This is a genomic window from Micromonospora sp. KLBMP9576 (genome assembly GCF_050941805.1).
Lineage (GTDB): Bacteria > Actinomycetota > Actinomycetes > Mycobacteriales > Micromonosporaceae > Micromonospora.
In genome coordinates this window covers 227,137-239,550 of record NZ_CP194567.1, presented here as the reverse complement: position 1 = coordinate 239,550, position 12,414 = coordinate 227,137, and the positions used below count along the sequence as shown (strand labels likewise).

13 protein-coding genes are annotated in these 12,414 nt (G+C 75.2%); 11 read left to right on the top strand and 2 right to left on the bottom strand.

Translation table 11 applies throughout. The features are described from left to right. Positions 1 to 38 precede the first annotated feature (38 nt). Positions 39 to 2,444, bottom strand: coding sequence for a glycoside hydrolase family 65 protein (locus ACQ452_RS01175; RefSeq protein ID WP_433389159.1), 2,406 nt, complete (start codon positions 2,442 to 2,444; stop codon positions 39 to 41). A gap of 171 nt (positions 2,445 to 2,615) precedes the next feature. Between ACQ452_RS01175 and ACQ452_RS01170 the strand changes: the two genes are divergently transcribed. Further along, the gene (locus ACQ452_RS01170; protein WP_433389158.1) at positions 2,616 to 3,251 is read left to right on the top strand and encodes a phosphatase PAP2 family protein; all 636 of its coding nucleotides are present in this window, start codon (positions 2,616 to 2,618) and stop codon (positions 3,249 to 3,251) included. A gap of 90 nt (positions 3,252 to 3,341) precedes the next feature. Here ACQ452_RS01170 and ACQ452_RS01165 read toward each other — a convergent pair whose 3' ends face one another. Further along, positions 3,342 to 4,085, bottom strand: a complete 744-nt coding sequence (locus ACQ452_RS01165) for a prepilin peptidase (RefSeq protein ID WP_433389157.1) — start codon at positions 4,083 to 4,085, stop codon at positions 3,342 to 3,344. Between the two features lie 591 nt (positions 4,086 to 4,676). On the opposite strand from ACQ452_RS01165, the gene ACQ452_RS01160 reads away from it, so the two are divergent. From ACQ452_RS01160 to ACQ452_RS01115, 10 genes are all read left to right on the top strand, one after another. Further along, positions 4,677 to 5,198 (top strand): hypothetical protein, encoded by a 522-nt coding sequence (locus ACQ452_RS01160; RefSeq protein WP_433393929.1) that lies wholly within the window; start codon positions 4,677 to 4,679, stop codon positions 5,196 to 5,198. A 161-nt stretch (positions 5,199 to 5,359) separates the two neighbouring features. Continuing rightward, positions 5,360 to 6,217, top strand: a complete 858-nt coding sequence (locus tag ACQ452_RS01155) for a hypothetical protein (RefSeq protein WP_433393928.1) — start codon at positions 5,360 to 5,362, stop codon at positions 6,215 to 6,217. Between the two features lie 25 nt (positions 6,218 to 6,242). Beyond that, positions 6,243 to 6,902: an SAF domain-containing protein gene (locus ACQ452_RS01150; protein ID WP_433389156.1), complete on the top strand. Its 660-nt coding sequence runs from the start codon at positions 6,243 to 6,245 to the stop codon at positions 6,900 to 6,902. 2 nt (positions 6,903 to 6,904) lie between these two features. Next, positions 6,905 to 7,705, top strand: a complete 801-nt coding sequence (locus ACQ452_RS01145) for a ParA family protein (RefSeq protein WP_433389155.1) — start codon at positions 6,905 to 6,907, stop codon at positions 7,703 to 7,705. Continuing rightward, a complete protein-coding gene (locus tag ACQ452_RS01140) occupies positions 7,695 to 9,236 on the top strand; it encodes a CpaF family protein (RefSeq protein ID WP_433389154.1) in 1,542 nt (513 codons plus the stop codon). Before ACQ452_RS01145 ends, ACQ452_RS01140 begins: the two co-directional genes overlap by 11 nt. Next, positions 9,197 to 10,141, top strand: coding sequence for a type II secretion system F family protein (locus ACQ452_RS01135; RefSeq protein WP_433389153.1), 945 nt, complete (start codon positions 9,197 to 9,199; stop codon positions 10,139 to 10,141). The genes ACQ452_RS01140 and ACQ452_RS01135 overlap by 40 nt, the downstream gene beginning before the upstream one ends. 167 nt (positions 10,142 to 10,308) lie before the next feature. Then, entirely contained in the window at positions 10,309 to 11,178 is an 870-nt protein-coding gene (locus tag ACQ452_RS01130; RefSeq protein ID WP_433393926.1) for a type II secretion system F family protein, read from the top strand. 23 nt (positions 11,179 to 11,201) lie between these two features. Further along, on the top strand, positions 11,202 to 11,402 hold the full coding sequence (locus ACQ452_RS01125; protein ID WP_433389152.1) for a hypothetical protein: 201 nt from the start codon (positions 11,202 to 11,204) through the stop codon (positions 11,400 to 11,402). Between the two features lie 63 nt (positions 11,403 to 11,465). Further along, positions 11,466 to 11,870, top strand: coding sequence for a TadE/TadG family type IV pilus assembly protein (locus ACQ452_RS01120; protein WP_433393924.1), 405 nt, complete (start codon positions 11,466 to 11,468; stop codon positions 11,868 to 11,870). Beyond that, positions 11,855 to 12,385, top strand: a complete 531-nt coding sequence (locus ACQ452_RS01115) for a TadE/TadG family type IV pilus assembly protein (protein WP_433389151.1) — start codon at positions 11,855 to 11,857, stop codon at positions 12,383 to 12,385. The genes ACQ452_RS01120 and ACQ452_RS01115 overlap by 16 nt, the downstream gene beginning before the upstream one ends. Positions 12,386 to 12,414 lie beyond the last annotated feature (29 nt).

Sequence of the window (12,414 nt, the reverse complement as noted above, 5' to 3'; positions counted from 1 at the left end):
CGGACACCGCGCCACCTACCCAGGCGCCCCCGCACTCCTCAGCGTTCGCCGGCGGAGCGGCGGGTGGGGCGGCGGCCGGGCGGGGAGGGCGGTTCCGGGCCGGGGTCGGGCACCTCGGGCATCGGCCGGGTCACCGGGGCGGCCCCGGTGACGCGCAGCGGCTCGCCGTGGTGCCACAGCTCGACGCCGGTCCCCGGGTCGGCGTCCGGCAGCTCGTAGCGGGCCTCGTCGCGGGTCAGGGTGACCCGCAGGAGGTGGCCGTGCCAGCGCAGGCCGAAGTCGAGCCGGTCGATCGCCGCCGGCAGCCGGGGGTCGAAGGAGAGCACCCCCCGGTCGTCGCGCAGCCCGCCGAAGCCCTGCACCAGCGCCAGCCACGCCCCGCCCAGCGACGCCAGGTGCAGCCCGTCGCCGGTCTTGTCGCCCAGGTCCGCCAGGTCCTGGAGCACCGACTCGGCGAACAGGTCGTACGCCAGGTCGAGGTGCCCGACCTCGGCGGCGAGCACGGCCTGCGGGGACGCCGACAGCGACGAGTCCCGGACGGTGCGTGCCTCGTAGTAGGCGAAGTTGCGGGCCTTCTCGTCGGCCGTGAACTCCCCCGGGCAGCGCTGCATGGCGAGCACCAGGTCGGCCTGCTTGACCACCTGCCTGCGGTACAGCTCCAGGTAGGGAAAGTGCAGCAGCAGCGGGTAGTCGTCGTCGGAGGTGTGCGCGAAGTCCCACTCCGGCTGCTCGGTGAAGCCCGCCGCCTGCTGGTGCACCCCGCGCTTGCGGTCGTACGGGACGAAGACCGCGTCGGCCGCGGCCCGCCACGCCGACACCTCGGCCGGCTCGACCCCGAGCCGGGCCGCCGCCTCGGGGTGCCGCTCGGCGGCGTCGGCGGCGCCGCGCAGGTTGCGCCGGGCCATCAGGTTGGTGAAGACGTTGTCGTCGACAAGCGCGGCGTACTCGTCGGGGCCGGTCACGCCGGGCAGGTGGAAGGTGCCCGCGTCGGAGAAGTGGCCGAAGCCGTGCCAGAGCCGGGCGGTCTCGACAAGCAGTTCCAGCCCGGCCGCCGTCAGGAACTCCTCGTCGCCGGTGGCGGCGACGTAGCGCAGCACGGCGTCGGCGACGTCGGCGTTGACGTGCAGGGCGGCGGTGCCGGCCGGCCAGTAGCCGGAGCACTCCCGCCCGCCGATGGTGCGCCACGGGAAGGTCGCCCCGGTCAGCCGCAGCTCGGCCGCGCGCTCACGCGCCTGCGGCAGGTGGGCGTGCCGCCAGCGCAGTGCCGAGCGGGCCAGCGGCGGGTCAAGGTAGGTCAGCACGGGCAGCACGTAGCCCTCGGTGTCCCAGAGCACGTGCCCGTCGTAGCCGTTGCCGGTCAGTCCCTTGGCGGGAATGGTCCGGTCGCCGTCCGCCCGGCCCGCCTGGAGCAGGTGGAACACCGAGAACCGGATGGCCTGCTGGAGTTCGGCGTCGCCGTCGAGCCGCACGTCGGCGGTCCGCCAGGCGGCGTCGAGCGCCGCGCGTTGGCCGGCGAGCAGGGCCTCGAAGCCCTCCGCGCGGGCCGCGTCGGCCTCCGCGACGACGAGGCGGGCCAACTCGTCGGGGGGTGTGCCGTCCACAGGTGCGCACTCGTACGCGGCGAACTTGGCGAGCCGGAGCCGTTCGCCGGCGCGCAGCGTCCCGGTCAGCGTGAGGCGCAGCCGGTCCGGGGCGCAGTCGACGCCGGAGGCGAAGCCGTCCGGGGCCTGGACGTCGTGCGCGACGGCGACGGCGACCCGCTGCCCGCTCTGCGCGGTGCGGTGCACGAGGACGCCGTCGTGCCCGTCGGAGTGCCGGTGCTCGGCGGTCAGCGGATCGGTGATCACGGAGGCGGCGCGGGGGTCGTCGGCGCGCTCGGGCACCCGCTCGTTGGCGAGCAGGTCGGCGCTGACCCGCACCTCGACCGGCCCGTCCAGCGGCTCGACGGACCACCGGACGGCGGCCACCGCCCGCCGGGGCAGGGAGACCAGCCGGGTGCTGCGCACGCGTACGCCGTGCCCGCCCGGGGACGTCCACTCGGTGTGCCGCTCGACCACCCCGGCGCGCAGGTCGAGCACCCGCTCGTGGGTGCGCAGGGTGCCGGTGCGCACGTCCAGCGGCTCGCCGTCGACCCAGAGGCGGATCAGGGCGGCGTTCGGCGCGCTGATCACGGTGTCGCTGAACTGCGGGAAGGCGTACCCGTCCTCGGGGTGGTCGAGCTCGCGCCGCTCGTGGAAGCCGTTGAGGTAGCTGCCGGGCATGCCGTAGGGCGTGCCCTCGTCGAGCGTGCCGCGCCAGCCGACCCAGCCGTTGCCCAATGCGAAGATCGACTCGGTCTCGGCGAGGCGATCCAGGTCCGCCTCCGTCCGCCGGACCCGCCATGCCTCGGCATTCCCCGTGGCCTGTGCGGTGGGCGGTCGGTCGGCGGTGGGGGTGTCGTGCACGGCGCCTCCATGAACTGATACGTACCGGGTCAAGCCAAGCAGATCGGGCTGAGAGGTCGCTGAGACGAAAGTCGGGGTCGCCGCACGACCAATGCACACTGCGCCGGCCTTCCAGGTGTTCCAGGGTTGGCGGCGAGGTAAACGAGGTATGAACGATGGGTGAGGTGAATCATGATTGATGCGAACACGCCGGGCGTCCCGGAACTCAGCGTCGAGTGGTACCAGGACATCGTCGATTTTGCCGCGGACACCCCGGAGCCGGTGCAGTGGTTCGCCGGGCACTTCACCGAGGCGTCGATCCTGCTGCTCGGCGCGCTGTGGCTGATCGCGGCCGTGTCCCGGCTGCGCGGCGGGCCGCGCGACCGGGCGTACGTGCTGGTGTCGCCGGTGCCGGTGGTGCTCGCGTACGGGTGCAGTGAGCTGTGGAAGACGGTGGTGGACCAGGAACGCCCCTGCCGGGCGCTCGCCACCGAACTGGCGATCATCGCCAACGAGTGCCCCCCGACGGGCGACTGGTCGTTCCCCAGCAACCACTCGACGATCGCGGGCGGCCTGGCGGTGGCGATCCTGCTGCTGTCGCGCCGGCTCGGGCTGGTGGCGGTGCCGCTGGCGGCGCTGGCCGCGTTCTCCCGCACCTTCGTCGGCGTGCACTACCCGCACGACGTCCTCGCCGGCGTCCTGCTCGGCGCCCTGTTCGCGGCGGTGCTCACGCCGCTGTTCGCCCGCCCCGTCGCCGGCCTGCTGCGCCGCCGCGCCCGGCAGGCCGAGCGGCCCGTCCCCGACCACACCCCCGCCTCCCGCCGCTGACCGTGTCGGCGCCCGTCGCCGCCCTCGCCCGAGGTGCGGTGGTGACCGGCGGCGTCGAGCGGTCTCGCCGGGGACGCGGAGCAAACAGGGTCAGGGCAGGAGGAGGGCGCCGAGGACGCCGAGGACGAGGAACGGCCCGAAGGGGAGGTGGCTGCGCCAACCCACGCGGCGGGTGGCCAGCAGCGCTGCGCTGACCAGCCCCGAGAGCACCAGGGCGAGCAGCAGCCCGCACACCGCGACGGCCCAGCCGTGCCAGCCCAGCAGCGCGCCGACGCCGAGCGCCAACTTGGCGTCGCCGAGGCCGAAGCCACGCGGGCCGAGCAGCAGCGTGGTGGCGGCGAAGAAGGAACCCAGCGCGACGCCGGCGGCGGTGGCGCGCAGCCAGGGCGCCGGGCCGGCTCCGGCGAGGGCGGCCAGCCCGAGCAGCAGCCAGGTCCCGGCCGCCGCGGGCCAGGTGAGCCGGTCCGGCAGCCGGTGCACGGCCACGTCGACGAAGACCAGCGGGATGGCCCAGCCCAGCCACCAGGCGGTGGCCGCCAGCACCGCCGGCCCGCCCCCGGCCCACCCGCCGCCGGCACCGCCGCCCGCACCGCCGGCGAGGCCGAGCAGCACCAGCACCCCGAGTGCCGCCGCGACGGCCAACTCCACCGCGCCGGGCGCCGGGCCGACGCGCGCCCCGCACCGCCCGCAGCGCGCCGTCGGACCCAGCACCGGCCAGGGCCGACCCAGCCCGATCGGGGCCTCGCACGCCTCGCACGCGGCCCGGCTCGCCACCCCCGCCGGTACGGCGTGCCGGATCACGGCGAGCCGGAGCACCGGGGCGAGCCCGACCACGCAGGGTAGTGCCAGCCGCGCACGCCGGTGACCGGCGGACGGGCCGGCGACCCTCGCACCGAGAGCGCGGTACCGCGTATTCGAATGGCGCCCCCGAATAGACGGGAATCCCATTCTCAAGAAATGGCGATGCGCCGAACCGGGGGACGGATCCGACCAGATCCGGCGTCGTCCCCCCGCATCGACCGCCGCTTCGGCATCCCCGCCGCCAGGCTCGCCCACCGCGCCAACAGCCGCCCGGCGAACCCGCCGATCTTCGCCGGGTCGCCGGCCCCCGCCCACCGCGACCACCCGCCACCACCACCTGTCATCACTCACAGTGTTCGCGTGAATTGCCCCTGTTGCATCGGCGATCGTAAGCCTATGCTCGCCCCTTGGGTGCGGTGCAACCCCGCACCGGAAAGACGGGGCGACACAGCGCAACGCAATTTTTAAGATCCGCTCCGGTAAATGCGGTGAAGCTTTCCGGCAGGCCCGGACGACGCGCCACCGCATGCCCGAAGGCCGTGACGCCGGCCCGGGTGGCCACCGAGGAGGCACGACGTGCGCGGACGGCGGTTCGGCCGATGGACCACCACCTGCCTGCTCGCCATGGCGGCGATCGGCGCGACCCCGGCCTGCGGCGCCGACGAACCGGCGACCACCCGGGCGGCGACCGCCGACGACCCGCCCTCCCCCACCCGCGGCGCCGTCGACGAGCAGGCCGCACGGAAGGCGGCGCTGACCGCGTACGCCGGGTATCTCGCCGCCTCCCGCACGGCGAGCGGACGCAGCGACCCCCACCACCCGCAACTCTCCCGGTTCCTCGCCGACCCGCTGCTGACCCGGGTTCGGCTCTCCATCCGCGAGGCGAAGGAGCACGGCGCGATGCGTACCGGCACGTTGGTCTCAGATCCCACCGTGACCTCGGTGAGCCTGGACTCGAGCCCACCCACGGTGGAGATCCAGGACTGCCTGGACGCCACCGGCTACCGGCTGGTCTACGCCAAGGACAGGCGGGTCGTGCCCGGCAGCGGCGGAACACGGCACCTGGCCACCGCCACGGCCACCCGCTACCCGGACGGCCGCTGGCTGATCAACGCCGGCGCCGCCCACGAGGACCTGCCGTGCTGACCCGCCGGGAGCCCGGCGACCCGCCCGGGGCGGCCGGCCGGCACACCGCCGCGACGCCACGCACCCCCACCGGCGACGACGCCCGCGCCGCCGGCGGCGGGGTGACCCGGTGGTCGCTCGCCGGCGCCGGCCTGGCCCTGCTGCTGGCGCTCGGGGCGGCCATGCCCGCGGTGGCCGCCGGGCGCGCGGACCCCGGCGGGCAATGCCCGCCGGGGCAGAGCGACTGCAGCGTCTGGGACGACGACCCCGGCACGCCCGGCGACCCGGGCGGCGGTGGAAACGACGGCGGGGGTGGCGACTCCGGCGGCGGGGGTGGCGGCGGCAAGTGCCAGTGGAACGGCCGCACCGTCAAGTGCTACGACAACGTGCTCGGCTGGTTCAACAACGGCGACGGCTGCTACTACAAGCTCGCCGAGCCACAGCAGGAGGCCCCCGAGGGCAAGCAGTGGTATACGCGCACCTGCAACGGCGGGGACCTCGGCACCCAGACCCAGGTCCTGCGCGACGCCCCGCCGCCCGGTTTCGGCGCGCCGCCCGACCCGGAGGAACTCGCCCGGCGGGCGCTGGCCAAGATCACTATCGCGGCGCCCCGGATCGCGGTCGCCCCCCGCCGCGCCAACGGCCCCGGGCTGGTCGGGCTGCCGGTGTGGATGTGGGGCAGGAGCGACGATCCGAAGTACTTCGGGCCGACCCGGCAGGCGTCGGAGACCGACCGGGGGCTGACCGTGAGCATCACGGCGACGTTCGACCGGATCCTCTGGGACATGGGCAACGGCGACACGGTCCCCTGCGCCGGGGCCGGCACCCCGTACGAGGCCGGCGGCAGGCTCGCCGGGCGGCACTCCCCCGACTGCGGCTACCGCAGCGGCTACCCCGAGGCCGGCGACTACCGGGTACGGGCCACGACGTACTGGACGGTGACCTGGGAGGGCGGCGGCCAGAGCGGCGTCATCCCCCTCACCCGGACCACGGGGACGGTCCCGGTCCGGATCAACGAACTACAGGTGGTTGCCCAGTGAGCAGCCACGAAACGGAGGTCGGCCGGTGAGTGTCGTGACCCGCAACGGGACCGGGCCGGTCGACGCGCCGGTCGCCCCGCCCAGGGTGCTCCGGCAGCGCCGGATGCGACCCGGGCTGCTCGGCCTGGCCGTGCTGCTGATCGCCCTCGGCGGGCTGGGCTCGGCCTTCGCGGTCACCTCGGTACGCGCCGCCGGCAGCTACCTGGCCGTGGCCCGGCCCGTCGAGGTCGGCCGGCAGGTCAGCGCCGACGACCTGGCCCCGGTGCGGGTGGCCGGCGGGCAGGGGTTGTCCCCGGTGCCCGCCGGGCGGCTCGACGAGGTGGTCGGCAAGCGGGCCGCCGTGGCGCTGACCCCCGGCACGCTGCTGACCATGGCCCAGCTCACCGACGATCCGCTGCTCGGGCCCGGCCAGCAGCAGCTCGCACTGGGCCTGGGCCCCGCCGAGGTGCCCGCCCGCAGGCTGCACCCCGGCGACAAGGTCCTGCTGGTGAGCACACCGGGCGGCAACGACGACCGGCCGGCGGGCGCCGCCACCCGGTTCGAGGCGACGGTCGTCGACACCGTCACCACGGAGAACAACAACGAGGTGGTGGTCTACCTGGCGATCGCGGTGCGGGACGTCCCGGCCGTCGTCGCGTTGTCCCGCCAGGAGCGGATCGCCGTGGTACTGACCGAGGCGGCCTGACCATGGCGATCATCGCGCTGGTGTCGGCGAAGGGCTCCCCGGGCGTCACCACCGCCGCCCTGGCTTGCGCCCTGACCTGGCACCGGCGGCTGGTGCTGGCCGAGTGCGACCCGGCGGGCGGGTCGATCCTCGCCGGCTACCTGGGCGGTGCGCTGGACGGCCCCCGGGGCATCGGCGAGCTGGCCGTCGGCGAGTTGCGCGACGGCAACCTGGAGTCGGCGTTCTGGTCCCAACTGGTCGACCTGGACGCGCCGAAACGGGAACGGCTGCTGCTGCCCGGCGTGGTCGACCCCGCCCAGGCCGGCAGCGTCACCCCGCTCTGGCAGCGCTTCACCGACTTCTTCGGCACCCTGGGGGACGGCGACCCGCCGTACGACGTGGTGGTGGACTGCGGGCGGCTGCACGTCGTCGGCGCACCGTGGCCGATCCTGCGCGCCGCCTCGGTGGTGCTGCTGGTCAGCCGGGCCCGGCTGCCCGACCTCTCCGGCGCACGGGCCATGGCGAAGGCCATCGCGCGGGACTTCACCGAGCATCGGGTACCGCCGGGCACCCTGCGCCTGCTGCTGGTGGGCGACGGGCACGGCAACGGCGAGGTAAGCAAGGCGCTACGGCTGCCGGTGATCGCCCGGTTGCCGCACGACCCGCGTACGGCGGAGGTGCTCGGCCTCGGCGGCACCGTGCGGGCCGGGCGGCCCCTGATGCGCGCGGCCGGTGCCCTGGAGGTGCCCGTCGGGGCGCTGCTGGAGCGCCGGCACGCCCGGCTGGCCTGGCCCGTGTCGCAGGGGGTGCCGGATGCGGTTTGAACCCGTCTCCGGCGACCCCCGCCGGCCGCCGCCCGGCGCCACCTCGACCGCGCCGCCGCTGACCCCGCTCAACGGCCGGCACCACCAGCCCCTGCCGGCGGCGCCGTCGGTCACCGAGCCGACGCCACCGCCGGAGCCGCCACCCCGGCCCCGGGTCGACTTCCAGGTGGTACGCGAGCTGCGCCGGGAGCTCAGCGAGCGGCTCGCCCTGTGGCAGCGCGGCCGGGAGTTCACCGTCGACGAGGAGGACACCGAACGGGCCCGGCTCGCCGTGACGGTGGTGGCCGAGTACGCCGACGCGGTGCGCCGGGCCGGCACCCCGATGGTGGCCGGCGAGGAGCGGCTCCTGCTCGACCAGGTGACCGCCGAGCTGGCCGGGCTCGGCCGGCTCCAGACGCTGCTGGTCGACGACACCATCGAGGAGGTGCACATCCTCGGCTGCGACCAGGTGCGCGTCACCCGGCACGGCGGCGGCGTCGACTGGCGGGAGCCGATCGCCGACAGCGACGACGAGCTGGTGGAGATCCTCCAGGCTGCGGCCCGCCGGGCCGGGGCCACCGAGCGTTCGCTGTCGACCTCCAAGCCCACCCTCGACCTGCAACTGCCCGACGGCAGCCGGCTGGCGGCGGTGTTCCTGGTCAGCCACCGCCCGTACGCGGTGATCCGCAAGCACAACACGCTGGACGTCAGCCTCGACGACATCGCCGGGGCCCGGGGCGACCTGGACGAGATGATCGACCCGCTGGTGCGCGACTTCCTCCGCGCGTCCATGCGCGCCGGGCTGAACATCATGGTGGCCGGTCTCGCCGGGGCCGGGAAGAGCACCGTCATCCGGGCACTGATGGACGAGATCCCGGCCGACGAGCCGTACGTGCTGCTGGAGGAGAGCCGGGAGCTGCTGCCGGCCCGCCGCCGGCTCAAGCACCGCGCGGTGATGAGCTTCGAGGCCCGGGAGGGGCACGGCGAGCGCGGGGCGGACGGCCGCCCGGCCGGCGAGGTGAGCATCGCCGACCTGATCCCGGTCTCGCTGCGGATGGGCGTGCTGCGGATCATCGTCGGCGAGGTCCGGTCCCGGGAGATCGTCCCGATGTTGCAGGCCATGACGACCAGCCGCGGCTCGATGTGCACCATCCACGCGCGTACGCCCGCCGGGGTCAGCGAGCGGATCATCGAGCTGGCGCTCGCGCACGGCCGGGAGATGACCGTCGACCAGGCCCGCCGGATGGCCGGCAACGCGCTCGACCTGATCGTCTACGTCACGATCGAGGACGAGACCGCCATCGGCGGGCGCAAGCACCGCTTCGTCTCGCACGTCGAGGAGGTGATCGGCGTCGGCGACGGCAACCGGATCGTCACCACCCAGGTGTTCGGTCCGGGGCCGGACGGGCGGGCCGTACCCCGGCACCTGCCCGAGCGGATCCGCGCCCAACTCCTGCGGGTCGGCTACGACGCGCGGCTGCTCAGCCGGTGGATCGAGGCCGGCACCGGCGCGTGGCGGCGACCCCGGCAGACCCGGCTCGGGCGGCGGTGACGCCGGTGCTGGACAGCGTCGAACTCGTCGCGGTGGTCTCCGGGGCGGCCTGCGTGGCGGGGCTGCTGCTGGTGGTCGTCGCGGTGGTCGGCACCCGCCGGCCGCCCGGCAGGCCGGGCGTGGGCCGGTCACCCGCCCACCTGTGGAACGGCCGGGGCGCCACCCCGCGCGAACAGCGGACCCACCGGGCCATGCTGGGCGGCGCCCTGGTCGCGGGCGCGCTGGCGTTCCTGGTCACCGGCCTGCCGGTGGTGGGCCTGCTGGTGGCGGTGGCTGTCCCGGGCACCCCGTGGTTGTTCTCCGTCGGCAAGGCCGAGCAGCGGGCCATCGCCCGCATCGAGGCGGTCGGCGAGTGGACCCGCCGGCTCAAGGACGTCTCCGCCACCGGCCAGGGTCTCCAGCAGACGATCGTCGGCACCGTCGGCACCGCGCCCGACGAGATCCAGGAGGAGGTACGGCTGCTCGCCGCCCGCCTCCAGGCCGGCTGGCTGGCCCGTACCGCGCTGCTCGCCTTCGCCGACGAGATCGGCGACCCGGTCTGCGACCAGGTCGTCGCGGCGCTGATCCTGCACGTGACCGACCGGGGCGAGCGCCTCGGCGACGTGCTCGGCTCGATCGCGCAGGCGGCGGCCGCCGAGGTGGCGACCCGCCGGGAGATCGAGGCGAAGCGCACCCAGCCCCGCTTCGCGGTCCGCTTCCTCACCGGGATGACCCTGGCCACCGTCGCGTACGGGCTGCTCAACACCGAGTACGTCCGCCCGTACGGCACGCCCTTCGGGCAGCTCGTGATGGCGGCGCTCGGCGCGGCCTTCGTCGGCCTGCTGGCCTGGGTGCGGTCGATGAGCCAGCCCCGCCGCCCGGCGCGGTTCCTGCCCTCCCCGGACCCGCAGGAGGTGTTGCCGTGAGAGCGAGGAGTGAGCTTGCGAGCCCCGCAGTCGCGAACGAAAGGCCGGTCCCGTGAGCGCGAGGAGTGAGCTTGCGAGCCCCGCAGTCGCGAACGAAAGGCCGGTCCCGTGAGCGCGAGGAGTGAGCTTGCGAGCCCCGCAGTCGCGAACGAAAGGCCGGTCCCGTGATCCTCAACTGGCAGCTCGCGGTCGGGGTCGGTGGTGGGGCGGCGGTGGGGTTGGGCGCGTTCCTGGTGGTACGCGAGCTGGTGCCGGCCACTCCCGCGCTCGGGCCCGCGCTGCGCCGGCTGCACCAGCCGCCGGGCGGCGGGCAGCTCGCGGCTCCCGCCGACAGGCGGTTGGAGTGGCTCACCGGGGCGTCGCGCTGGCTGCGTCCGCCGCACCGGCAGCTCGCCCTGATCGACCGCAGCCCCGAGCAGTACGCCCTGTCGATGCTGCTCTCGGCGCTGATCGGGCTCGCCGCGCCGACGCTGCTCGGGGCCGCACTGTTCGCGGTCGGCGTCCGGTTGCCGGTGGTCGTGCCCGTGGTCGGCAGCCTCGGGCTGGCGCTGCTCTGTGCCCTGGTCGCGCACCGTTCGGTGCTGGACCGGGCGGACAAGGCGCGCGACGAGTTCCGCCAGGCGGTCTGCACCTACCTCGATCTGGTCGCCCTGCAACTCTCCGCCGCGCACGGGCCGGTGCAGTCGCTGGAGCGGGCGGCGGCGGTCTGCGACGGCTGGGTCTTCGACCGCGTCTCGGAGTCCCTGCGGATCGCCCAGATGCAGATGCACTCGCCGTGGGACGAGCTGCGCGATCTCGCGGAGCGCATCGGCATCCCGGAGCTGGGCGACGTGGGCGCGATCATGAGCTCCTCCGGGAGCGAGGGCGCGCAGGTGCACGAGACCCTGCGCAGCCGCGCCGACTCGCTGCGCGACCAGATCCGCACCGACAACCTGGCCCGTGCCGAGGGGGTGACCAGCCGGCTCGACATCCCCGGCTCGCTGCTCGTCTTCGTCCTGCTCGGCTTCGCCATCTATCCGTTCATCGCCCGCCTGTGATCCGCCGAGAGAAGGAGTACGTCGTGTCCGTAATCGTCTATCTGCATGTCGCGCTGAGGGCCCGCCTGGCCGAACTGCGTCACGACGGCGAGCGGGGCGACAGTCCGGTCCCCACCGCCGTGATCATCTTCGGTCTGGTCACCGTCGCGTTGGCGGTCACCGCCGCCGCCCTCGCCGCCGCCAACAACTGGATGGGCCGGATCCCGGGCCCTGCGGCCCCCTGATCCGTGGGCCGGGACGACTACGCGCCGGAGCGCCGGGCGGCCACCGTCGCCCGGCCCGCCGGCCTGGTCGCCGCCAGGCGGCTTACGGCCGGTGGGCTCGACCGGGGCGCCAACCCGGTCGAGCTGGCGGTGTTGCTGCCGGTGATCCTGGTGCTGCTCTTCGCCTCGATCCAGACCGCTGCCTGGTTCGTGGCCCGCGCCAGCGCGCTCAACGCCGCGCAGAGCGCGGTCAACGCGCAGCGGCTGCACCAGGCGCCCCCGGGGGCCGGGGAGGCCCGTGCCACCCGGTTCCTGCGGGCCGCCGGCGGCTGGCTCGTCGGCTGGGAGGACCCCGGCCCGAGCTGCCAGACCACCACGACCGAGGTGACCTGCACGGTGGGCGGGCGTTCGTTGTCGGTCGTGCCCGGCGTCAGCTTCCCGGTGCGTCAGACCGCCCACGGGACTGTGGAACGGTGGACCACCCCGTGAGCGCCGAGCGGGGCTCTGTCTCGATCGAGGTGGCGGTGCTCGCCCCGGCCTTCGTCGCGCTGATCGTGCTGGCCGGCGTCGCCGGCCGTACCGCCGTCGCGGCCGAGGCGATCGACACCGCCGCCCACGACGCCGCCCGGGCGGCCTCGATCTCCCGCGACGCCCGCACCGCCCGGGTGCAGGCCCGGGACGCGGCCCGCCGGCAGCTCGACTGGCGTGGCCTGGACTGCGCCGGCACCCCGCAGGTCACCTTCAGCGGCACGGTGGGCGGCACCCCGACCAGCTTCGACGCCGCGTTCCGCAGCCCGGCGGGGCAGGACGCCTCGGTGACCGTCGGGATCGCCTGCACCGTGTCCTTCCGCGACCTGCGCCTGGCCGTCCTGCCGGGAATGCCCGCCGGCAAGCGGGTGTCGGCGAGCTTCACGTCACCGCTGGACCGCTACCGCAGCAGAGCCCTCGGCCCCGGCACCACCCCGGCGGGTCCGGCGGCGCACCCGGGTGCGGGAGGTGGGTGATGGACGTGTCGACCGGGCCGGGTGCAGGA